The 22,691-nt window shown below is 73.3% G+C and carries 16 protein-coding genes; 6 read left to right on the top strand and 10 right to left on the bottom strand.

Going from position 1 to position 22,691, the window contains the following annotated elements; all coding sequences use genetic code 11:
* The first annotated feature begins 264 nt into the window (after nucleotides 1-264).
* The 3 genes from OG711_RS08250 to OG711_RS08240 all read left to right on the top strand — a co-directional run bounded on the left by OG711_RS08250 (nucleotide 265) and on the right by OG711_RS08240 (nucleotide 6,807).
* Nucleotides 265-2,613 carry a DEAD/DEAH box helicase gene (locus tag OG711_RS08250; protein WP_405672985.1) on the top strand — a complete coding sequence of 783 codons (2,349 nt, stop codon included), beginning with the start codon at nucleotides 265-267 and terminating at the stop codon, nucleotides 2,611-2,613.
* A complete protein-coding gene (locus OG711_RS08245) occupies nucleotides 2,610-4,934 on the top strand; it encodes an SWIM zinc finger family protein (RefSeq protein WP_329558921.1) in 2,325 nt (774 codons plus the stop codon). Before OG711_RS08250 ends, OG711_RS08245 begins: the two co-directional genes overlap by 4 nt.
* Before the next feature lie 598 nt (nucleotides 4,935-5,532).
* Complete coding sequence (locus tag OG711_RS08240) at nucleotides 5,533-6,807, top strand: sulfite oxidase (RefSeq protein ID WP_329558920.1); 1,275 nt, start codon at nucleotides 5,533-5,535, stop codon at nucleotides 6,805-6,807.
* A 115-nt stretch (nucleotides 6,808-6,922) separates the two neighbouring features.
* On the opposite strand, the gene OG711_RS08235 is transcribed toward OG711_RS08240, so the two are convergent.
* On the bottom strand, nucleotides 6,923-8,083 hold the full coding sequence (locus OG711_RS08235; RefSeq protein WP_329563691.1) for a type III polyketide synthase: 1,161 nt from the start codon (nucleotides 8,081-8,083) through the stop codon (nucleotides 6,923-6,925).
* 500 nt (nucleotides 8,084-8,583) lie between these two features.
* The gene (locus OG711_RS08230) at nucleotides 8,584-9,051 is read right to left on the bottom strand and encodes a nuclear transport factor 2 family protein (RefSeq protein ID WP_329558919.1); all 468 of its coding nucleotides are present in this window, start codon (nucleotides 9,049-9,051) and stop codon (nucleotides 8,584-8,586) included.
* A gap of 343 nt (nucleotides 9,052-9,394) precedes the next feature.
* Between OG711_RS08230 and OG711_RS08225 the strand changes: the two genes are divergently transcribed.
* On the top strand, nucleotides 9,395-12,604 hold the full coding sequence (locus OG711_RS08225; protein WP_329558918.1) for an ATP-binding protein: 3,210 nt from the start codon (nucleotides 9,395-9,397) through the stop codon (nucleotides 12,602-12,604).
* Here OG711_RS08225 and OG711_RS08220 read toward each other — a convergent pair.
* Together OG711_RS08220 and OG711_RS08215 are read right to left on the bottom strand one after the other, a co-directional pair.
* Nucleotides 12,522-13,313 (bottom strand): ABC transporter permease, encoded by a 792-nt coding sequence (locus OG711_RS08220; RefSeq protein WP_073790158.1) that lies wholly within the window; start codon nucleotides 13,311-13,313, stop codon nucleotides 12,522-12,524. The genes OG711_RS08225 and OG711_RS08220 overlap by 83 nt on opposite strands.
* Nucleotides 13,310-14,332 carry an ATP-binding cassette domain-containing protein gene (locus OG711_RS08215; RefSeq protein ID WP_329558917.1) on the bottom strand — a complete coding sequence of 341 codons (1,023 nt, stop codon included), beginning with the start codon at nucleotides 14,330-14,332 and terminating at the stop codon, nucleotides 13,310-13,312. The genes OG711_RS08220 and OG711_RS08215 overlap by 4 nt, the downstream gene beginning before the upstream one ends.
* A 270-nt stretch (nucleotides 14,333-14,602) precedes the next feature.
* On the opposite strand from OG711_RS08215, the gene OG711_RS08210 reads away from it, so the two are divergent.
* Nucleotides 14,603-14,929 (top strand): plasmid stabilization protein, encoded by a 327-nt coding sequence (locus OG711_RS08210; protein ID WP_329558916.1) that lies wholly within the window; start codon nucleotides 14,603-14,605, stop codon nucleotides 14,927-14,929.
* 205 nt (nucleotides 14,930-15,134) lie between these two features.
* Here OG711_RS08210 and OG711_RS08205 read toward each other — a convergent pair whose 3' ends face one another.
* The 5 genes from OG711_RS08205 to OG711_RS08185 all read right to left on the bottom strand — a co-directional run bounded on the left by OG711_RS08205 (nucleotide 15,135) and on the right by OG711_RS08185 (nucleotide 19,858).
* Nucleotides 15,135-16,022 (bottom strand): SDR family oxidoreductase, encoded by an 888-nt coding sequence (locus OG711_RS08205; RefSeq protein WP_329558915.1) that lies wholly within the window; start codon nucleotides 16,020-16,022, stop codon nucleotides 15,135-15,137.
* Nucleotides 16,023-16,094: 72 nt separating this feature from the next.
* Nucleotides 16,095-16,697 carry a flavodoxin family protein gene (locus OG711_RS08200; RefSeq protein ID WP_329558914.1) on the bottom strand — a complete coding sequence of 201 codons (603 nt, stop codon included), beginning with the start codon at nucleotides 16,695-16,697 and terminating at the stop codon, nucleotides 16,095-16,097.
* A gap of 41 nt (nucleotides 16,698-16,738) precedes the next feature.
* Nucleotides 16,739-17,923 carry a zinc-dependent alcohol dehydrogenase gene (locus OG711_RS08195; protein ID WP_073790168.1) on the bottom strand — a complete coding sequence of 395 codons (1,185 nt, stop codon included), beginning with the start codon at nucleotides 17,921-17,923 and terminating at the stop codon, nucleotides 16,739-16,741.
* Nucleotides 17,924-18,165: 242 nt separating this feature from the next.
* Nucleotides 18,166-18,909 (bottom strand): ABC transporter permease, encoded by a 744-nt coding sequence (locus OG711_RS08190; RefSeq protein ID WP_266506909.1) that lies wholly within the window; start codon nucleotides 18,907-18,909, stop codon nucleotides 18,166-18,168.
* Nucleotides 18,902-19,858 (bottom strand): ATP-binding cassette domain-containing protein, encoded by a 957-nt coding sequence (locus OG711_RS08185; RefSeq protein WP_329558913.1) that lies wholly within the window; start codon nucleotides 19,856-19,858, stop codon nucleotides 18,902-18,904. The genes OG711_RS08190 and OG711_RS08185 overlap by 8 nt, the downstream gene beginning before the upstream one ends.
* 137 nt (nucleotides 19,859-19,995) lie before the next feature.
* Here OG711_RS08185 and OG711_RS08180 point away from each other — a divergent pair, with 137 nt between their 5' ends.
* On the top strand, nucleotides 19,996-20,748 hold the full coding sequence (locus OG711_RS08180; protein ID WP_073790532.1) for a TetR/AcrR family transcriptional regulator: 753 nt from the start codon (nucleotides 19,996-19,998) through the stop codon (nucleotides 20,746-20,748).
* Nucleotides 20,749-21,887: 1,139 nt separating this feature from the next.
* On the opposite strand, the gene OG711_RS39080 is transcribed toward OG711_RS08180, so the two are convergent.
* The gene (locus OG711_RS39080) at nucleotides 21,888-22,163 is read right to left on the bottom strand and encodes a helix-turn-helix domain-containing protein (protein ID WP_266506885.1); all 276 of its coding nucleotides are present in this window, start codon (nucleotides 22,161-22,163) and stop codon (nucleotides 21,888-21,890) included.
* Nucleotides 22,164-22,691: the final 528 nt, after the last annotated feature.

Below are 22,691 nucleotides of genomic sequence, written 5' to 3'. Positions count from 1 at the left end.
GCTCCCGGGGCTGACCGCCGCCGGGGACGACGCCTGGCGGGCCGGCCCCCTGGAGGCCGCCGACCTCGCGCAGCTGCGCGCCGTCGCCGCCGCCCTGCCCCCCGAGGGATACGCGACACCCCTGCCCGGCCGCACCCCCTGGAGCTGCCGCAGCCCCAGGCCCTCGTCCGCGCGTTCCTCGACGCCGTCGCGGACACCCTCCCGCGCACCCCGGCCGCCCCGCACGCCCTCGGCGCGCCCTGGGCCGCGCGGGCCCCGCAGCGCGTGCCCCACGCGCGGGACTGGGCGGCCGAGGTCGCGGCGGGCGCCGACGCGGGGGTGCGGATCTCCCTGCGGCTCGACCTCGACGCGTTCCGGGTGTTCGACGGCGTCCCCGACACCCACAGCGCGGGCGCCGCGATCGTCCAGGTCCACAGCCTGGCCGACCCCGGCCTCGTCGTGGACGCGACGGCCCTGTGGGAGGGTGACGCGCCCGAGGCGTTCGGCCCCCGCGCGCGGGTCGACGCCGCCCTCGCGGTCCGCCGCGCGGCCCGGGTCTGGCCCCCGCTGGAGAGGCTGGGGGAGCAGCACGTCCCCGATGTCCTCGCCCTGTCCGAGGACGAGCTGTCCGATCTGCTGGGCCCCGCCACGGACCGGCTCGCCGCGGCCGGCGTCGCCGTGCACTGGCCCCGTGACCTCGCGCAGGACCTCACCGCCACCGCCGTGGTCCACTCCGCGCCCGGCTCCGCCACGGACGGCTCGCCGTTCTTCGAGAGCGAGCGGCTCCTGAAGTTCAGCTGGCGGCTCGCGCTCGGCGGCGACCCGCTCTCGGAGGCCGAGATGGACCTCCTCGCCGAGACCCACCGCCCCCTGGTCCGGCTGCGGGACCAGTGGGTCCTCGTGGACCCCGCGCTCGTCCGCAAGGCCCGCAAACGCGAGCTGGGTCTCCTCGACCCGGTCGACGCCCTCGCCACGGCCCTCACCGGCACCGCCGAGGTCGACGGCGAGCAGGTCGACGTCGTACCGGTCGGCGCCCTCGCCACCCTCCGGGACCGCCTCACCGCGGGCGTGCCGCCCGTCGACCAGCCGCCCGCCCTGCGCGCCCGGCTGCGCGACTACCAGCTCCACGGGCTCGCCTGGCTCGATCTGATGACCTCGCTCGGCCTCGGCGGCTGCCTCGCCGACGACATGGGCCTCGGCAAGACGGTCACCCTGATCGCCCTCCATCTGCGGCGCGCCCGCCCCGAACCGACACTCGTCGTCTGCCCCGCCTCCCTGCTGGGCAACTGGCAGCGCGAGATCACCCGGTTCGCCCCCGGGGTCCCCGTCCACCGCTTCCACGGCAGCGCCCGTACCCTCACCGCCGAGGGCGAGCTGTCCGGCGGCTTCGTCCTCACCACCTACGGCACCATGCGCTCCGCCGCGCCCCTCCTCGCGGAGCAGCCCTGGGGCATGGTCGTCGCCGACGAGGCGCAGCACGTGAAGAACCCCTGGTCGGCGACCGCCAAGGCACTGCGCACCATCCCCGCGCCCGCGCGCGTCGCGCTCACGGGCACCCCCGTCGAGAACAATCTCTCCGAGCTGTGGGCCCTCCTCGACTGGACCACCCCCGGCCTGCTCGGCCCCCTCAAGTCCTTCCGCGCCCGGCACGCCCGCGCCGTGGAGAACGCCACCAGCGGGACGGTCGCCCTGCGCGCCACCCGCACCCCCGAGGACGGCGACCCCGCCGCCGCGCCACCCGCCCCGGCCGACGCCGACACCGAGGCGGTGGAGCGGCTGGCCCGGCTGATCCGCCCGTTCCTGCTGCGCCGCCGCAAGTCCGACCCCGGGATCGTCCCCGAACTGCCGCCCAAGACGGAGACCGACCACCCCGTCCCGCTCACCCGCGAGCAGGCCGCGCTGTACGAGGCGGTCGTCCGTGAGTCGCTGCTCGCCATCGGGACGTCGGAGGGCATCGCCCGCCGGGGCCTGGTCCTCAAGCTGCTCACCGCCCTCAAGCAGATCTGCGACCACCCCGCGCTGTACCTCAAGGAGGGCGCGCCCGGTCCGGGCGCCGCGCGCGGCACGGCCCGTGAGGCCCTCCCGGCCGGTCCGCGCCTCGCCGGGCGGTCCGGCAAGCTCATCCTGCTGGACGAGCTGCTGGACACCCTGCTCGCGGAGGAGGGCTCGGCGCTGGTCTTCACCCAGTACGCGCGGATGGCCCGGCTGATCGGCGCCCATCTCGCGGCCCGCGCGGTCCCCGCCGAACTGCTGCACGGCGGCACCCCGGTACCCGAGCGGGAGCGTCTGGTCGACCGTTTCCAGGACGGGGCGAACCCGGTCCTGGTCCTCTCCCTCAAGGCGGCGGGCACCGGGCTGAACCTGACCCGCGCGGGCCATGTGATCCACTTCGACCGCTGGTGGAACCCCGCTGTGGAGGAGCAGGCCACGGACCGGGCGTACCGCATCGGCCAGACCCAGCCGGTCCAGGTGCACCGTCTGATCACGGAAGGCACCGTCGAGGACCGCATCGCCGACCTCCTCGCCTCCAAACGCGCCCTGGCGGACGCCGTCCTGGGCTCCGGCGAGGCATCCCTGACGGAACTGAGCAACCGGGATCTGGCTGACCTGGTATCACTGCGGAGGCCACGATGAGCGCGGCGAAGAGTTCCCGTACCGCACACGCCGGCGCCGGGCAGCCGCCGCCCCGCCCCGCGTCCGACGGCCCCTCGGCCCGGCCGTCCGAAGCGGCCAGGCAGGCGCTGTACGCGGCCCGCCGCGCCCGGCTGGCCGCCCAGGCGGGCGACCCCCGCTCGCCGGGCACCCCGTCCAGTACCGCGCCCTCGCCCGGTACCCCGGCCATGGTGGACACTTCGACCGCGTCGGACCGCCTGGCGGTGCCCGTATCGGACACCTCCGCCGCGGTGGGCACGGGCCCCGCGTCGTCGGCCTCGGCCGCCGGGCCCGGTTCGCCCGGGGACGGCGGGGGAGGGGCGGCTGTCACCACGGCGGGCGCGGACGCGTCCACCGAGGTACGGGGTGCGCCCGTGGGTACGGACCCGACCACGGACACCGGTGCGGCCACGGACACCAGTCCGACGGAGGACACCGGTGCGACCACGGGTCCGGCCGGGTCCGGTCGTCCCGAGGGCGACCACATCGCCCGGCCGCCCCGTACCGGTGACGCGCCCTCTACCAAGGACGCGCCCCCGACCGGTGACGCGCTCCGCTCCGGCAGCGGTGACGATCCGGCTCCTCGCCCCGCTACCGCCCCCGCGCGCCCCGGGGACATCGCCCGGGAGGCCCTGCGCGCGGCGCGGGCCCGTACCGCCGCCGACGAGACCCGGGTCCACCCCACCGCGCCCGCGCGCAAAGCACCACGCCACCCACGGCTCCCCGCACCGCCCGCGCCCACCACCGAATCCCTCACCCGCGTGGACCCGCGCGCGGCACGCCCCCTCACCCTCCCGGCCCGGCTGTTCGAAGCGGTGCCCGACCTGGCCGACCTGGCCTTGGCCCACTTGGATGCCGAGCGGGGTCCGCTGCCGCAGCTCCCCCCGTCCCCCCGTCCGGCACCGCCAGGTCCGAAACCGCTCCGTCCGGTATCCGCCGGGAGCGGCCCGAGCCCCCTGCGTGACCTGATCGCCCACGTCACCCCACCCACCCTGTCCCGGGACCTGGACACTCCCGGCCCGGGTACGCCCACCCCGGTCACCCCTCGCCCGGACCCCGCACCGGCCGAGCGGTCCAGCGGCGCCGGGCCGTCCGCCGACCCGGCTTCCGCCGCCGAGCCGTTCGCCGCCACCTGGTGGGGCAACGCCTGGGTACGGGCCCTGGAGGACGGCGCCTTGGACGCGGGGCGGCTCGGCAGGGGCCGGGAGTACGCGGAGAAGGGCAACGTCGGCTCGGTCAAGGTGATGCCCGGCCGCGTCCTCGCGTACGTCCAGGGCAGCCGTCCCCGCCCGTACCGCACCCAGATCCGGCTGCGCACCCTGACCGACGACGAATGGGACGCGTTCCTGGACACGGCGGCCGACGAGCCCGGCCGGATCGCCGCGCTGCTCGACCGGGACATGCCGCACTCGCTCGCGGACGGCGAAGTACCGCTGCTTCCCGGCGCCCAGGACCTCGACCCGTCCTGCGGATGCCCCGACCAGGGCCGTCCCTGCAAGCACGCCGCCGCCCTCGCCTACCGCACCGCCAGGCTGCTCGACGAGAACCCGTTCGTCCTGCTGCTCCTGCGCGGCCGTACGGAGGACGACCTGCTGACGGAGCTGTCCCGGCGCAACGCCGCCCGTACCGCGCGCGAGAAGGACACCGCCGCGCCCTTCCCCGGTGTCCGCGCCCGCGCCGCGTTCGCCGCGGAGCCGCCGCCCGCGCTCCCGTCACCCATGCCCGCGCCCCGGCACCCCGAGCAGCCACCGGCGTATCCGTCGGCCCCGGGTGGCCCCGACCCCTTCGCCCTCGACCAGTTGGCGACCGACGCGGCGGCCCGCGCGTACGCCCTGCTCACCACCGGGCGGGACCCGCTCGCCGGACTGACGCTGTGGCAGGACGCCGTACGGATCGCCGCCGCCCGCCCCGGCTCCGGTCTCACCGCCGCGTCCCGCGCGCTCTACGCCTCACTGGCGGAGGCCACCGGACGCACGGTCCCCGACCTCGGACGGGCGGTCGCCGCATGGCGCCAGGGCGGCTCCGAAGGGCTCGCCGTGCTCGAAACCCCCTGGGACCCGCCCGCGGGCCGTTTCGACCTGGCACGCCCCGCCCTCCTCGCGGCGGCCCTCCCCGTCTTCCGCCCCTGGCGCAACCAGCTCACGCACCCCGGTGGCCACGCGCAACTGCGGCTCGGCCGCGACGGCCTGTGGTACGCGTACGAGTCCGAGCCCGGCGAGGACGACTGGTGGCCGCGCGGCACCCCGGACCTGGACCCGGTCGGCGCCCTCACCGGCCTCGCCCTGAATCCCCTGGCCCCGTAGGCCGGGTAGGCCCCGTAGGCCGGTCGGCTCCTGCCCGCCCCGGCCCGCCCCGCCCCGCCCCGCCTTCCTGGCCCTGAGTTCACGGTCCCGCCCCCTCACACACACACGGCCGTGCCCCTCGCCCGCGCGTGCCCCTGCCCTGCGACTCCCCGTCGCGTCTTGCGTCACCCGGCTGTCGGGCGGGGCCTGAGCAGCGGAAGGGTCCGCCCCGGTCGCACCCCAACACCCCTGCCAGGAAACGGAATCGGGCCCCGGAGCCGACCGCCTCCGACGTAGCATGAGCGCCATGGCCCTCGCCCACGGTTCCTCCGCCGCCCCGGCCCGCCACACCCGCCCCACGCGCGCCTGTTGTTGACCTCCGCGGCGCTCGTCCACCACCCGGGGCACCCGCCCGTCACCCCGCCCTGGCCGCGTCCCCGCCGCTGAGCCACGGGCCCGGACCGTCACCCGCTCGCACCACGGCTCCATCCGCGTGCACCACGGCTCCACCCCGTCTCAGGCGCCCGCCCCGTACATGGTCTTCGGCCCCGTGCACGGTTTCCGGCCGCCCGGGGCCACCAGTTGTCCCCGCTGTCCGACCCACACCCGAGGGATGCCCATGCCCCGAACGTCCGAGTCCGAGTCCGAGTACGACCGCCGCCGGATGCGGCAGTGGTTCGCCGGGGAGGCCCGTGCCGACGGTGTCGACCGGCGTGAACTGCTGCGCCTCGCCGGTGCCTCCGCGGCCCTCGGCGCGCTCCCCACCGTTGCGCAGAGCGTGCTGCCCGGCGCCGCCGCCGTCGCGCACGCGGCGGCCGGTATCGTCAAACCGCTGCCTCCCGAGTGGTTCACCGTCCGGGGCACCAACGCCGAGGCCCGGTTCGACGCGCTGGGCGACACCGGCTACCACACCCCCGCCGAACGGTTCTTCGTCCGCAACCACACCACCACACCGCTCCTGGACGCGGCGACCTGGACACTGACCGTGTGGGGCGACGGGCTGCGCGGCGAGCCCCTGGTCCTCGGACTGGACGATCTGCGTGAACTGCCCGCCGTGACGCGCAGCGCCGTCGTCGAGTGCGCGGGCAACGGCCGCAGTCTCTTCGGCACCCAGCAGGGCCGCACCGGTTCCGGGACGGCCTGGACCATGGGCGCGATCGGCGCCGCCCGCTGGCGGGGCGCCCGGCTGTCCGACGTCCTGCGCGCCGCCGGGGTCCGCCGGACCGCGGTGGACGTGATGCCCCGCGGCCTCGACGCGGCGTACACCACCCCCGAGGGCGCCGAACTGGGCCACGTGCGCCGTCCGCTGCCGCTCGGCAAGGCCCTGGACGACGTCATTCTCGCGTACGAGATGAACGGGGAACCGCTGCCGCCCGACCACGGGCACCCGGTACGGGTCGTGGTGCCGAACTGGGTCGGCATCGCGTCCATCAAATGGGTCGGTGACATCGAGGTGTCCACCACCCCCCTCTACTCACCGTGGAACACGTCCTTCTACCGGCTCTGGGGCGACTCCTATCCACCGGAGGGCAGCGCCCCGCTCACCCGGCAGACCCTGAAGTCGGTGTTCGAACTCCCCTGGAACGCCACGCTGGACGCGGGGCTGCGGCACCGGCTCACCGGACGTTCGTGGTCCGGCGCGGGCGGTGTCGTCCGGGTCGAGACCAGCACCGACGGCGGTGAGCGCTGGCGAGCCGCCCGGCTGCTCGACCCGCCCCGCAGCGCCGGATGGGTCCGCTGGCACACCGACTGGCGGCCCACCGCCCCGGGCCCGGCGACCCTGATGTCCCGCGCCACCGACACCACGGGCCGCACCCAGCCGCCCACGACACCGCACAACATCCAGGGGTATCTGTTCGACGCGATCGTCCGGCACCCCGTCACCGTGCGCTGACCGAGTGCTGGGAGCCGCGCCGCGACCGGCCGCCACGGGCGGCCGACGATGCGCTGGGGCCGGGGGCATCGCCCCGGAGCCCACCCCGGGGCAGACCCCCGGCCCCGGCCCGTCCCTATACGACGACCGCCGCACCCCTCGGGGGCTCCTGCTCCCGGGGTGCCGGGAACCCGGCCGCCGACCCGGTCAGCGCGCCGGCCTCGGCGCTCACCGCGCCGGTCACGGGCGCGGGAACCGACCAGTGGCCGAGGGCGATCTCGGCGGTGATGCCCGGTCCGAACCCGGCCAGCAGGCCGCGCGCGCCGGGCGGCGGGCCGCCCTCGGTGAAGAGCCGGTCCAAGGCGTCGAAGACGACGGCACTGGCGATGTTGCCGCGTTCGGTCAGCGTGGCCCGGCTGTGCCGGAACGTCTCCGGGGGCAGTCCGAGCTGCCGGCCGAGATCGTCGAGGATGCGCGGGCCCCCGGCATGGACCAGATAGAAATCGAGGCCGGTGATGTCCCAGGCGAACGGCGCGGCCATCCGCCGCATCGCCGGGGCGAGCACGGCCATCGTGCCCGGGACCCGTTTGTCGAGCTGGAAGTGGAAGCCGGTGTCGCGCACCGCGTAGGAGATCCAGTCCTCGGTGCCCGGCACCAGATGGGAGCCGTTGTGCTCCAGCCGGATACCGTGACCGCCCTGGCCCCGTACGACGACGGCGGCCATCGCGTCGCCGAACAGCCCGTTGGACAGCAGACTGCCCACGCCGAGGTCGGTCGGCTGATAGAGCAGCGAGCAGAACTCGCAGGCGACGATGAGCACATTGCGGTCCGGGTAGGCGGTCACGAAATCGTGCGCCCGGTTGACCGCGGCGCCCCCTCCCGCGCAGCCCAGCTGGGAGACGGGCAGCTGCCGGGTGTCGGAGCGGAACCCCATGCCGTTGATCAGATGGGCGGTCATCGACGGCATCATGAACCCGGTGCACGAGACGTACACGATCATGTCGATGTCCGCCGTGCCGAGTCGGGCGTGGGCGAGGGCCCGGTCGATGACCTCCGGCAGTCTGCGCTTGGCCTCCTTCTCGTAGCGGAGGTTGCGTTCCTCGAAGCCGGGGTGGCGCAGGGTCTCCTCCAGCGGCCGCACCAGGTGCCGGGTGCGGACACCGGTGTTGGCGATCAGCCGCAGGGCGAGTTCCAGTTGGGGATGTCCGGCGTGCAGCGTACGGGCGAGGTCGAGGGTCTCCTCGGCGGTGACGACATGCTCGGGGACGGCCACCTCGGGACGGCACAGGGTCGCCATCGCGGTCACCGCCCGACCGGCGGCGCCAGCGGGCCGCGCGGGACCGGGCCGGTGTTCCGGAGCGTCGCCCCGGCCCCGGTCCCGCGCGGCACGGCTCCCCTCGCCCACGTCCGCCGCCGGAGCGGATCGACGGCCTCGCCCCGGGCGGTCGGCACCGGGGTGACGCGGGGAAGCCGCCGCCGATCAGTGCGGCCCGGCCGAACCGGCCCCTGGCGGCGACCGGTCGGACACCGGCGCGACGGGGCACCGGTCGGCGCGGGCCGGTGTCGCGGGGCACCCCGGCCCGTGCGGCGGGCGCGTCCCGCCGCCGGGAGCTCGTGAACGGTCCAGTCTCCGGTGCCATGTCGTGGCGGAACAAATAGGTCTGACTCACAGACTGATCAAACGACCGGTGATCTGCCTGGTCACGGCGTCGGGCACCACGTGTTCGACGGACGGACGACGGGAAGCGGGCCCGGCGCGACCCCGGGTCCGCCCGCCCCCGCCGACCTGTGGTCCGTTCAGCGGCTCTCCGCCTCAAAGGCCCGGGCGACGGCGAGGCTGTCCTCGTAGACATGGTGCCGGGTCACGAGCCCGTTCTCGACGGTGAGGTGCAGGGCGAACCGCGCGCGGTACGCGCGTCCGGTGGACCGGGCGGTCTGCCGGATCTCGCCGAGGACCACCGCGTTGTCCCCGTCGACGAGGATGCGTTCGATCTCGGTCGCCACCTGCTCCGGCACATGGTGCTCGGCGAGCTCCCGGTAGTGGGCGGCCGCGTCGGCCCGGGTGGACCGGTGACGGATCCATGGAGTGGCGGCACGGCCGTGTTCGTCCTCCGGCCAGGACAGCTTCCAGTCGCCGTGCTCGGCGTACAACTCGGCGATGCGCTCGGGGTCCCCCGCACCGATCCTGTTCAGCAGCTCCACGATCACGGTACGGGTGTTCTCGGCTGCGGCTGCGGCTGCGGCTGCGGTTGCGGCTATGGACATGGCTGACCCCTCCGACCTGACCCGCGCCGGTCGGCGCGGGAGGACCACCCATCCTGCCAGCGGGTACCGCCCGGGACGATCAAGTATTTCGGCCCCGCCCCCGGCTCGCCCCTGCCCGCTGACCCGCGGGCGTCCCACCCCTCGCCGAGCCGCACGGCTCGGCGAAGCATTCGGCGCGGGACCGCACCGCACCGTTCCCGCCCGTACCGGTTCTCCTGGCCGCACCGGACCGCTCCCCACGGCACCGGCCGCACCGCACCGGCCGCACCCGCCCGCACCGCACCCGCTCCCGGCCGCGCCGCCCGTAGCCGGACCGCACCGCCCCGCTGGCTACCCTGCACAGGTGACCCCCGAGCTGACCCTGCTGTCCCGTGTCTCCTGCCGTGGGCAGGAGATATCCGCGCCGCGGTTGCGCGGGCTGCTGGCGCTGCTCGCCGCCGATCTGCGGGCCGGGTGCGGCACCGGGCGGCTCGTGGAGGGGCTGTGGCCGGACGCCAGGCCGCAGCGGCCGGGCAAGGCGGTCCAGGTGCTGGTGTCCCGGGTGCGGTCGCGCTGGGGCGCCGAGCTGATCGTGAGCACGCCGACGGGATACCGGCTGGCGCTGGACGGGACGCAGGTCGACAGCTCCGCGCTGCTGCTGCACGCGGCGGCCGGCCTGGCACGGGCCCGCGAGGGCGACCACCCGGGCGCGCTGGAACAGGCGGAGGCGGGCCTGGCCCTCTGGGACGGGACGGTGGCCGAGGGCGCCGGGGAGGAGCCGCACGACCCGGTCGCCGCGCTGCGCGCCGCGCGGGCCGGGACCCACCGCACGCTGGTGCGCACCCGGGCGCTCGCCCTGTCCCGGCTCGGGCGGCGGGAGGAGGCGGCGGGAGCCCTGGCCGCGCTGGCCGGGGAACTGCCGCGCGACGAGGAGGTGCTGGCGGAACTACTGCGCTGCGAGGCGGCCGGATCCGGACCCGCCGCCGCGCTCAGCCGCTACGACAGCTACCGGCGACTGCTGCGGGACGAGCTCGGCACCGACCCCGGGGCCGGGCTCCGTGCCGTGCACCGGGAACTGCTGCGCGCCGGGGCGCCGGTGGTCCGGCACGGCGTACCGCACGAGCCGAACCCGCTGCTCGGCCGGGAGAGCGACATCGCCGCCGTGACCGGACTGCTGCGCACCGCACGGGTCGTCACCGTGGGCGGCCCCGGCGGACTGGGCAAGACCCGGCTCGCGTACGCCGTCGGCCGGGCCGCCGAACAGCGGGTGGTGCACTGCGTACCGCTCGCCGGTGTCACCGCCGACGACGATGTGGCGGGAGAGGTGGCATCGGCGATCGGGGTCGGGGAGAGCCGCCACTTCGCCGGCGCCGGGGATCTCGTCGGCGTCATCGCCAAGGCACTGGGACCGGGCCCCGCACTGCTGGTGCTCGACAACTGCGAGCACGTCGTCCGCGGCGCCGCCGACCTGGTACGGGAACTGGTGTCGCGGACAGCGGAACTGCGGGTGCTCGTCACCAGCCGGGCCCCGCTCGGACTGACCTCGGAATCCCTGTACGCGCTGCCCCAGCTGACCCTCGCCACCTCCGTCGAACTCTTCGGGCAGCGGGCCCGGTCCGCCCGCCCCGACGTGGAGCTGGTGCCCGCCGACGTGGCCGGGCTCTGCCGTCAGCTGGACGGTCTGCCGCTCGCGGTGGAGCTGGCCGCCGCCCGGGTGAGGGTGCTGTCCGTGGCGGAGATCAGCCGCAGGCTGCGGGACCGCTTCGCCGTGCTGCGCGGCGGGGCGCGCGACACCCCCGAGCGGCATCGCACCCTGCACGCCGTCGTCGAATGGAGCTGGAACCTGCTGGAGCCCGGGGGACGTGCCGCGCTGCGCGCGCTGTCGGTGTTCCCCGGCGGCCTCACGGAGGAGGCCGCGGAACGGGTGCTCGACGCGGGCGCGGACACGCTTCTCCTGCTGGAACAGCTCACCGGTCAGTCCCTGCTCAAAGCGGGCGACACCGCCTCCGGGACGCGCTTCCACATCCTGGAGACCGTACGGGAGTTCAGCGCCGCGCAGCGGGCGCGGGCAGGCGAGGAGGAGGCCGTCACCGCCGGATTCCTTTCCTGGGCACGGGACTTCGGCCGCGCCCACCACGACGCGCTGTTCAGCGACGACCCCCATCCCGCCTGGGTGCGTATCCGGGCCGAGCAGGACAACCTCGCCCTGGCCCTGCGGCACGCCCTGGCACGCGCCGACGGCCCCGCCACCGCGGCCCTCACGGCGGTGCTCGCCGCGCTGTGGGTCACCGACTCCAGTCACACCCGGCTCGCCGCCCTCGCGACCGAGACCGGTGAACCGCTCTCCCGCTTCCGCCCCGCCGCCGAGGACGTCGAGACGGCCCGGAGCGCCGCGGCCCTGTGCGCGGCGGCCCTCTTCATGAGCTACGGACCGCGCGCCATGCGGCAGCTCGTCACCCTGCGCCGCCTTCCGCCCGCCCGGCCGGACACCCTGCTGCGGGCGCTCGCCGTCGTACTGTCCGCCGCGCCCGAGGTGCGCCCACCGCACTACACGCGGCTGCGGGAGCTGTGCGCCGCGGACGAGCCGCTGGTGGCGGGTCTCGCCGAGTGCGTCGCCGGGTACGTGTGGGAGTACGAGAACGACGTGGACCGGGCGCTGGAATCCGCCCGCCGGACGCTCGCCGCGCTGGGGCGGCTGCGGAATCCGGCGACGCAGATGCTCACCCACGGCCGGATCAGCGAGCTGTGTCTGCGGACCGAGCGCGGCACGGAGGCGTACCACCATCTGCGGGCCGCGCTGCGCGCGTTCGACCGGTTCGAGGGCACGTCCGACGCGGTCGGCGTCCGCTGGGGACTGGTGTCCGCGTGCTTGCAGCGCGGGGACGTGACGGAGGCGGAGCACTGGCTGGAGCTGGCGGCCCTGGAGCGGCAGCCGGAGGCCGGCCTGGACTTCTTCACCCCGGACCTGGCGGCGCGGGCGGAGATCGCGCTGGCCCGCGGCCGGACCGAGGACGGGCTGGGACTGTGGCGGCAGGCCGTGGAACGGACGCTGCGGGAGCGCCCGCCGCGGTCCACCGACCGGTTCGTGGACCTGTGGTCGCTGGAGGTGCGGTCGGCGGCACTGGCCGCGCACGCCCAGCACGGCCGCCCGGAGCTGCTCGACGGTATGGCCGGGCAACTCCGGCAGCGGCTGCGGTCGTTGCCGCCCGACGGGCCGGGAGCCGGTCCCTCGGTGGGTCTTCCGGTGTACGGCACGGTCCTGCTGGCGCTCGGCCTGGCCGGACTGCGTCAAGGCGCCGCCCCGGCCGTACGGCTGATGGCGCTGGCCGAACGGACGCGGGTGCTGCGGGTCTTCCCCACCCTGTCCGCCGCCCGCGCCCGGCAGGCCGTCGACGCCGCCGGACCCGCCGCCGCAGCCGGGTACGCCGACGCGGCGGAGGAGTACGCCGCCCTGACGAACGCGGAACTGCGCGCGGCGGCGCTGCGCGCGATCAGCGCACCGGGTCACGACCGAACCGCGCCTTCGACCAGCGGTGGCCCAGCACGGTCAGGGCCAGGCACCACACCACGGTGAGCCATCCGTTGTGGCCGATCGGGCTGCCGAGGAGCAGCCCGCGCAGGGTCTCGATGGCGGGGGTGAAGGGCTGGTACTCGGCGAACCAGCGGAACCACCCCGGCATCGCCTCCACCGGCACGAACGCGCTGGACAGCAACGGCAGCATCATCAGCGGCAGCCCGTTGTTGCTCGCCCCCTCGGGCGTCGGCGCGGCGAGGCCGAGACCGACGGCGACCCAGGTCAGCGCCAGGGCCACAAGTGTCAGCAGACCGGCCGCCGCGCACCACTCCACCACGGTGGCCTGCGGCCGGAACCCGATCGCGATCCCGATGCCGAGGACCAGGGCCAGGGCGGCCAGCGTCTGCGCCACACTGCCGACGACATGGCCGATCAGTACGGCGGAACGGGAGATCGCCATGGTCCGGAAGCGGGCGATGATGCCCTGGGTCATGTCGACGGAGATCGACACCGCGGTCCCGACCGAGTGCCCGCCGATGGTCATCAGCAGGATGCCGGGCACCAGATAGGCGACGTAGTCCGCGCGGTCGGCGCCGCCGCCCATGATGCCCGCGCTCATCACATCGCCGAAGACATAGACGAAGAGCAGCAGCAGGATGATCGGCGTCAGCAGGACGTTGAGGGTGAGGGAGGGGTAGCGCCGCGCGTGCAGGAGATTGCGGCGCAGCATCGTGGACGAGTCGCGCACGGTACGGGACAGGGTGCTCATCGGACGGTCTCCTCGGCGGCGGCGGACACGGCCACGGATGCGGATGCGGATGCGGATGTGGACGTGGTGGTTCCGGTGGGTCCGGCCGGGTGGCCGGTCAGGGCGAGGAACACGTCGTCGAGGTCGGGGGTGTGCACGGTCAGCCCGTCGGCCTCGACACCGGCCGTGTCGAGCCGGTCGAGGACGGCCCGCAGCTCGCGCTGGCTGCCGCCGCTGGGGACGGTCAAGGAGAGCGACTCGTCGTCCCGGGTGCCGTCACGCAAGGCTCCGGCCGCCCGTTCGTACGCCGCGGCCCCGTCGAACCGGAGGCGGATGTGCCCGCCCGGGACGAGCCGTTTGAGCTCCTCGGCGGTCCCCTGGGCGACGATCCTGCCGCCGTTGAGCACCGCGATACGGTCGGCGAGCCGGTCGGCCTCCTCCAGGTACTGGGTGGTGAGGAAGACGGTGACACCCCCGGCGACGAGTTCGCGGATGATGTCCCACATGCTGTGCCGGCTGCGCGGGTCGAGGCCGGTGGTCGGCTCGTCGAGGAAGATGATCCGCGGGCTGCCGACGAGGGTCATGGCGAGATCGAGACGGCGGCGCATCCCGCCGGAGTAGGTGACGGCGGGCTTCCCCGCCGCCTCGGTCAGCTCGAAGCGTGCCAGCAACTCGGCGGTGAACCGGCGGCCCTCATCGCGTGGCAGATGATGCAGATCCGCCATCAGGAGCATGTTCTCCTCACCGGTGATCATGTTGTCCACCGCGGAGAACTGCCCGGTGACGCCGATCGCGGCACGTACCGCGTGGGGGTCGGTGGCGAGGTCGTGCCCGGCCACCCGCAGGGTGCCCGCGTCTGCGGTGACGAGGGTGGAGAGGATCTGCACCGCGGTGGTCTTCCCGGCGCCGTTCGGCCCGAGGAGCGAGAAGACCGTACCCGGGGGGACCCGGAGGTCGACACCGTCGAGGACGGTCGTCCCGCCGTAGGACTTGCGCAACCCGGTGGCCGAGATCGCGAGTTCGTCGGTCGTTGTCGTCATGGGGCAGAGCCTGGGCCCGAGGCGGTTCAGTACGGCTTCAGCACGGTTTCAGCCACCCTGGTGACGGGCGACCGCCCTGGGTGTGGAGCGGCCCCGTCCGGGCACGCGGTGGACAGGGCGCCGGGTGCCGAACCCCTGGACGGCGAGGCCGGGGTCGCCCGTCGGAGAAGGGTCGTGCCGCCGTCCGGCGCACCCGGGTTGTGGCCCGCCACGGCGCCCCACTCCATGGAGGGAAGGCCCCGCCGCGACACCGATCCGGAAGGAAACGTCATGCCCCGAGGTTCCAGTCCCAAGCGGGAACGCCAGTACGAGCACATCAAGGACTCCGCCGAGAAACGCGGTGCGTCCATCGGCCGGGCGAAGGAGATCGCCGCCCGCACCGTCAACAAGGAACGCGCCCGCGCCGGTGAGTCGGAGACAGCGAGCAGGGCCTCCCTGCGGGACCCGAAGTCCGCGTCCCAGCGCGGCGGTCAGCGCTCCCACAGCGGCGCGCAAGGCCCCACCAGGGACCAGCTGTACCAAGAGGCGAGGAAGAAGAACGTCGAAGGCCGCTCCACGATGAACAAGCAGCAGCTCAAACGCGCCCTCGGCCGCTGACGGGCACACGGAGGACCGACCGGCCCGGCCGCGTCGCCCGGCTCCGTACGAAGTGCCGCCCCAGGCGTCCTGGCCACGGGTGCCGGGGCGGCGCGACCGGGAGCCCGGCGAGCGCGTGAACGCCCGGACCCGTCCCGGACGCGGGCCCGGGCCGCCCCGGAGCCCCAGCCGTCGCCCGGTGCGGCCGACTGTCAGTGGCCGACTGTCAGGGGAGAGGGGTGCCGCCGGTGGCGTTGACGATCTCGCCGGTGATGTAGCTCGCCTGTGGTGAGGCGAGGAAGACGTAGGCGGGTGCCATCTCGGCGGGCTGGGCGGGGCGGCCGAGGGGGGACTGCTTCCCGAACTCGGTGGTGTCGGGCATCGTGGCGGGGATGAGCGGGGTCCAGACGGGGCCGGGGGCGACCGCGTTGACGCGGATGCCGTCGCCCGCGAGCATCTGCGCCAGTCCCTGGGTGAAGGTGGTGATCGCGCCCTTGGTCATCGCGTAGTCCAGCAGATGGGGGCTGGGTTTGTAGCCCTGTACGGAGGTGGTGTTGATGATGCTGGCACCGGCCCGCATATGGGGGAGGGCCAGCTTGGACAGCCAGAACATGCCGTAGAGGTTGGTGCGCACCACACGGTCGAACTGCTCGGTGGTGATCGCGGCGATGCCGTCGGGCTGTGACATCTGGTAGGCGGCGTTGTTGACGAGGACGTCGATCCCGCCGAACTCCCCGACCGCACGTTCCACGAGACCCCGGCATGCCTCCTCGTACCGGATGTCGCACTCGACCGCGATCCCGGTCCGCCCCGCCGCCTCGACCAGACGTACGGTCTCCCGGGCCTCGTCCCGTTCCTCGGGCAGATGGGTGAGCAGGACATCGGCGCCTTCACGGGCGTAGGCGAGGGCGACCGCCCTGCCGATCCCGGAGTCGCCTCCGGTGATCACGGTCTTGCGGCCCGTCAGGACCCCGGAGCCCACGTAGGTGTCCTCCCCGTGGTCCGGCGGCGGGTCCATGGGCCCCGTCCAGCCCGGATGCCGCTGCTCCTGCTGGTCGAATTCGGGCCGCGGGTGCTTGTCCACCGGGTTGGCGTCGGGTCCGTTCTCGGGCATGGGGCGCCTCTCCTTCCGTCCGCCGGCGGCGGCTCGGTTCCTGTGCTGGTTCAGGCGGGCGGGTACCCGCGTTCAGGCGGGCGGGTACGGCGTGTGCCGGAGGAGTCCGGCGAGGTGGGCGGCGTTGGCGGCGAGGGTCTTGGTCGTGCCGGCGACGGCTTCGGGGGTCTGGTCGAGGTCCTGGTAGTCCGTGCCCTGCTGCGCCTCGCCGACCCAGTAGGTGACCGCCCCGGGCGCGAGGGAGAAACCGAGGTCGTTGAGGCCCTGGAACAGATCCGCGCTCACCTTGTGGGCGCCGTCCTCGTTGCCGACGACGGCGACCGCACCGACCTTCCCGGTGAACAACTGCCGTCCCTGGTCGTCGGTCTCGGAGATGTCGGCGTTCAGCCGTTCCAGTACGCGCTGGCAAAGGCTGGACGGATGGCCGAGCCAGATCGGGGTGGCCAGCAGGAGGATGTCGGCGGCCATCACCTTCTCCCACAGCGCGGGCCAGTCGTCGCCCTCGCCCAGGTCACGGGCGATCCCCGGCCGGATGTCGTGGTCGGCGACCCGGACGGTCTCGCCCTGGACACCGAGGGCGGCGAGTTCCGTCATCACCTGCCCGGCGAGGAGATGGCTGCTGGAGCGGTCGGAGGACGGGCTGAGGGTGCAGACGAGCGCGAGCGCGCGGGTCATGGGAACTCCCGGTCGGGGTGGGGGCGGACTGGTGTCCGGTGTCAGGGGGTGAGCAGGGTCTTGACCATGCCGTCCTGTCTTGCCTGGAAGGTCTTGTAGGCGGCGGGACCCTCTTCGAGGGGCAGCCGGTGGGTGGCGAAGCCGTCGACACCCAGCGGGTCGGAGTCGTCGAGGAGGGGGAGGATGTCGTCCACCCAGTGCTTGACGTTGGCCTGGCCCAGGCGCAGTTGGATCTGTTTGTCGAAGAGCGTGAGCATGGGCACGGGGTCGATGGCGCCGCCGTACACGCCGACGACGGAGATGGTGCCGCCCCGGCGGACCACGTCCACGGCGGTGTCGAAGGCGGCCATGCTGTCCACCCCGGCGCGGGCCATCACCTTCTCGCCGATCGCGTCGGGAAGCAGCCCGGCGAACTGCTGTACCGCCTTGGTGACCGGCGCCCCGTGCGCCTCCATGCCGACCGCCTCGACGACGGCGTCCGTGCCGCGCCCCTGGGTGAGCCGCCGGATCTCGTCGCCGACGTCCTTGCCGTGCTCGTCGAGGTCGAGGGTGTGGACACCGTTCGCGCGGGCGCGGGCGAGCCGCTCGGGCACCCGGTCGACCCCGATGACCAGACCGGCGCCCTGGTGGAGGGCGATACGGGTGGCCATGTCACCGATCGGGCCCAGCCCCAGCACGGTGACACTGCCCCCGGGCGGGATGTCCGCGTACCGCACGGCCTGCCAGGCCGTCGGCAGGACGTCGGAGAGGTAGACGAAGCGGTCGTCCGGGGGCCCGTGGGGCACCTTCACCGGCAGGGTGTTCCCGAAGGGGACGCGCAGGAACTCGGCCTGGCCGCCGGGGACCTGTCCGTAGAGCTTGGAGAAACCGAAGAGTGAGGCGCCGGTACCGCGTTCGGTGACCTGGGTGGTCTCGCACTGCGAGTGCAGGCCCCGCTCGCACATCCAGCACGTTCCGCAGGAGACGTTGAAGGGGACCACCACCCGGTCCCCGGCCGACAGGGCCGTGACCTCCCGGCCGACCTCCTCGACCACGCCCATCGGCTCATGGCCCAGGATGTCGCCCGGGTCGAGATAGGGGCCGAGAACCTCGTACAGATGCAGATCGGAACCGCAGATCCCGGACGAGGTGACTTTCACGATGATGTCGGTCGGGTCCTGGATCCCCGGGTCCGGGACCGTGTCGACGCGTACGTCGCGTTTTCCGTGCCAGGTCAAGGCCCTCATGATGCCTCCTCCGTCCGGATGCGTGACTTTCTGTCACCGTGGTGACGCCGACCGCCTCATTCCGAGGGTACAAATGCTGGCGAACCCGCGCAGAACACCAGTGGCGCCGTCGCATCGTTCCGTCCTGTCGGCCCCGTCCGTCCGTGGCGTGGAACCGAGCCGACGGTGTACCGACCGGCGACAGGACACCGGCTACCCGACGGCTCCCCGCCGACACCTGCCCGACCCCGTACCGCGCTACCTCACGAGGTTCGCCTCCTGAACAGGAACCCCGAAGCCCCTACCGAAACCACCAGGATCCCCGCACACCAGGCCAGCGCCACCCACGCGGTGGCTCCCACCGGCTGCCCGAGCAGCAGCCCCCGAAGCGCCTCGATCACCTTGGTCACCGGCTGATGGGCCGCGAAGCCCTGGAGCCAGCCGGGCATCGTGTCGGTCGGGACGAAGGCACTGCTGGGGTAGGGGAGGAAGCTGACGAAGAAGGTGTAGCCGCCTGCCGCTTCGGGAGATCTGACGAAGAGTCCGATCGCGGCCGAGAACCAGGACAGGGCGAGGATGTAGGCGAGGAGGACGGCGGTTGCCGCCAGCCAGCCCGAGAGGGTGGCCGAGGGGCGGAAGCCGATGGCGAAGGCGAGGCAGAGGACCAGGGTGGTGGCCAGCAGGTTGCGGGCCGCCGAGGCCAGGACGTGACCGGTCAGGATCGGGGCGCCGCCGATGTCCAGGGAGCGGAAGCGGTCGATGATGCCGCCCTTGAGGTCCTCCGTCACCGCCATCGCGGTGGTGGCCGAGCCGAAGCCCGCGCAGAGGAGGAGGACGCCGGGGACGACGTAGGTGACGTACTGGGTACCGGTGTTGATCGCACCGCCGAAGAAGTAGACGAAGATCAGCAGGATCATCACCGGAAGGGCCATCGAGGTGATGAGGGCGTCGATGTTGCGGCGGCTCAGGCGCAGCGAGCGGCCGGTCATGATGAGGGCGTCAGACATGGGCCTGCTCCGCGGCGGGGGATCGGGTGAGTTCGAGGAAGACGTCGTCGAGGGTCGCCGTGTGGACGGAGAAGCTCGAAATGGCGGTGCGGGTGGGATCCAGCTCGTCCAGCAGGGCGCGGATGTGGGCGGCCGAGCCGTCGGTGGGGATGCCCAGGGTGCGGGTGCCGGGGTCGGAGAAGGCCGCCCGGGAGGCCAGGCGCAGATAGCTCGCCGGGTCGGCGAGGACCAGGTCGAGGCGGTGGCCCGCGACGCGTCGCTTCAGTTCCGCCGGGGTGCCTTCGGCGACCAGGGCGCCCTTGTCGAGTACCGCGACGCGGTCCGCCAGCCGGTCCGCCTCTTCCAGGTACTGAGTGGTCAGGAAGACCGTGGTGCCTCGGGCCGACAGTTCGCGTACGACGTCCCAGAGGGCGGCGCGGCTGCGTGGGTCCAGGCCCGTGGTCGGCTCGTCGAGGAAGATCACCTCGGGGTCGCCGACCAGGGACGCGGCCAGGTCCAGGCGGCGGCGCATACCGCCTGAGTACGTCTTCACCAGCCGGTCGGCCGCGTCGGTGAGGCCGAACCGGTCGAGGAGCTCCGCCGCCCTGGTGCGCGCGGCCGCGCGGCTGTGACGGGCCAGCCGGGTCATCATCCGCAGGTTCTCGGTGCCCGTCTGCATCTCGTCGACCGCCGCGAACTGGCCGGTCAGGCTGATCGCCCGGCGGACCTGGGATCGCGCGGTGCGGATGTCGTGGCCGGCCACCCGGGCCGTGCCCGCGTCGGCGGTCGAGAGCGTGGCCAGGATGCGTACGGCGGTGGTCTTGCCCGCGCCGTTGGGGCCGAGCAGCGCGTGCACGGCACCACGCGGGACGGTGAGATCCACACCGCGCAGGACCTGTTGGTCGCCGTAGGACTTGGTGAGGCCGGTGGCCTCGATGGCCGGGGGTACGTCGGACGGGTGCTCTGGCATCGCCCCTCATCTCCGCTCCACTTAACTGCGTAACCCTTACGCATTAGTGCGTAAGGGTTACGCAGAACTAGGATGTGGGTCAAGCGGCTGGGTACCGGATGGCGGCCAGGGCGACGGGAGAGGCGTACGTGGCGGACATGGAGAGCGGTACGGGACTGCCCGCGAGCCTCGAAGTGGCCTGGGGTCTGCGCGAACGTCCCGCGAAGGGGCCGCGGCCCGGACTGAGCCTCGACCGGATCGTGGACACCGCCGTCCGGATCGCGGCCGCCGAAGGGCTCGGCGCGGTGTCCATGGGGCGGGTCGCCAAGGAACTCGGCGTCTCGACCATGTCGCTCTACCGCTATGTCGGAGCCAGGGACGAGCTCTATGTGCTCATGCAGGAGGCGGCCGTCGGTGCGCCCCCCGAGGCGCCGCCCGCCGGTACCGGGTGGCGCGCGTGCCTCGCGTGGTGGGCGCGGGCGCAGCGGGCGGTCTTCCGGCGCAACCTGTGGCTGCTGCGCATCCCGACCTCGGGACCGCCCGTCGGCCCCAACTCCCTGGCCTGGATGGAAGCGGCGCTCGCGGGGCTGGACGGCACCGGGCTGCGGGAGGAGGAGAAACTCTCCGTGCTGATGCTGGTGGGAGGCTACGTACGGAACGCGTCCGTGCTGGTGTCCGACCTGGAGGCAGGGATGCGGGCGAGCGGGGTCGGGCCCGACGAGTCGCTGCGGCGCTACGCGGCGGCGCTCGGAGCCCTCACCGACGCCGGGCGGCATCCCGCCCTCACCCGGCTCCTCGGCTCGGGCGTGTTCGAGCACGGGGATCACGGGGACGAGGCCGACGTCGACTTCGACTTCGGGCTCGACCGGGTACTCGACGGGATCGAGGCCTTGGTCGTGTCGCGACGCTGAGGTCGCACCCCCTGGCCGACTCCCGCCGGCCGGCTCGTCCTCAAGGCGGCCCCGGAGTCCGGCCGCCGGCCGCGGACCGGTGGCGGCAACCGGGAGGGCTCGTCCGGCTAGGGTCACCTGGGAGCCGCGACGAAGGGGGAGGCCTTGCCCGTACGGACAGAGGGACGCGTGTCCGGACAGCCCGCTGTCCGAACGGACATGAGGAGACGCCGGAGAGCGCGTACCCCCACTCCTGAGGGTTCCCACGGCGCCGGACCTGCCGTCGTGGGAGAGCCGAGGTCCGCCGGGTCAACCCCGGCGATGTGACATCTGGTGACGGATGAGAGGGTCGGACGAGTGAGCGAGACACCGATGAAATCCCTGCAATACCGCTTTGACGGGCCGGAGGACGCCCCGGTCCTGGTCATCGGGCCCTCGTTGGGTACCACATGGCACATGTCGTAGAAACCTTCCACGAGCGTCCAGTTGGTCCAGGGCGAGCATGTAAGTCCAGGTCAGGGCCTTGTGACGCGACAGCGTCTGCGAGGTTGGTGACACGCCTGTGATCGCTCGTGACACGTGCGGACCCCTCGTCGGCTTGCTCCGGAGGGGGCCCTGCGTAGACGGGGAACTGATACGGCGAAGCCCCACCGACATCAGGCGGGTTCTATTGATCCCCGCAACACCCTGGAGTCCAGGGAGCTGCGAGGGTCCTGGGTCTCGAGGTGCTGAAGGCGGGGTTCTTCGAGGCGCTGGACAGGGAGAATGGCAGCATCACTGCTGCGGCTCGTGTGGTCGGGGTGAACTGCAACCCGGCGTTCGGACGGGGACGTCAGGCCGGAACCCGTGGTCGCGGCAGGCTGCGCAGGCCCGGTCACCCCGAACGGGCGGAGTACGAATGGCTGCGTGCGGCGGGAGTCCGGCGCCGTGAAGCCGCCGCGCAGGCTGACGTCCATGAGCGCACTGCTGAGGACTGAGACCAGGGCATCCGGCAGATCGGTCACTCGCGCCTACGCGCTGACGGTCGCCTGATCGACTACAAGACCGGCGTGACCATCATCGTCGCCACTGCTTCGGAGTCATCCCTCGCAATGGCTGAGGCCGTGTTGCGAGGACCCCAAGAATCCGCCTGCTGCGGCGGTGCGTCGTCGTGCAGTTGGTCATGACAGCTTGGGGCTTGCACTGGAGGCTCCGTTGTACTCCGGCTCGCCGCTCTCGAGTACGCGGAGGAGCGAGGCGGTGACGACGCGGGCGGTGCGGCCTATTGGTAGCACGCGGCATGGGAATTCTCCGCGGCGAACGAGGTCGTAGCTCTTCGATCTCGACAAGCCGAACGCCTGGGCGGCGTCCTCGACGCTCGCCGTTCCACTCCAGGTGGCGCGGATGTGCTCGGGGCTGAACTGGTCGTGAGGCGTTGCGCCGCTCTGACTGGGCATTCCTGTCAGCAGTGCCTTTCGGGTTTCGTTGCTTCCGCGGTAGTGGGGAGGCAGGGAGACACGGTGGACTGCCAATAGTCTGCGGAATCACCGGTTTCGGTAACCGGCCATTGACGGATACCCTGCGGGCTCAGCGCTGGAGGTGAGTTGCATAGGGTACAACCGGCGCCAGCACCGCTGGTGGGGACGTCGGTATTGTTTCCATGTTTTCCCGATGACACACCACGTAGAGTGCTTGGCGATCCTTGAACCTGCCGCAAAGGGCGCCTGACCTGCGGTTTTGTCGATGCGCATTATGTGCGTTGTGGGCGTTACGGGCGATATCTTGACGCTCGTTTGACGCTCGTTGATCATGGTCTGGCGGGGCTCTGACCACGGGGTTTGCCGTTACTCAGAGTGGATGCTGACGCTCGGAGGCGGCCGTTTCGGGCAACATCAAAGGGGCTAGTCCCGTGCTCGCATCGACGTCTACCTGCCCTTGACTCCGGGCTGAGCGCTTGTGGTCGTAGCCAAAGAATCGGCCCCTCT

Source organism: Streptomyces uncialis, assembly GCF_036250755.1.
Classification (GTDB): Bacteria; Actinomycetota; Actinomycetes; order Streptomycetales; family Streptomycetaceae; genus Streptomyces; species Streptomyces uncialis.
Note: the sequence above shows the minus strand (reverse complement) of the source record. Positions and strands in the feature narration are given on the sequence as shown.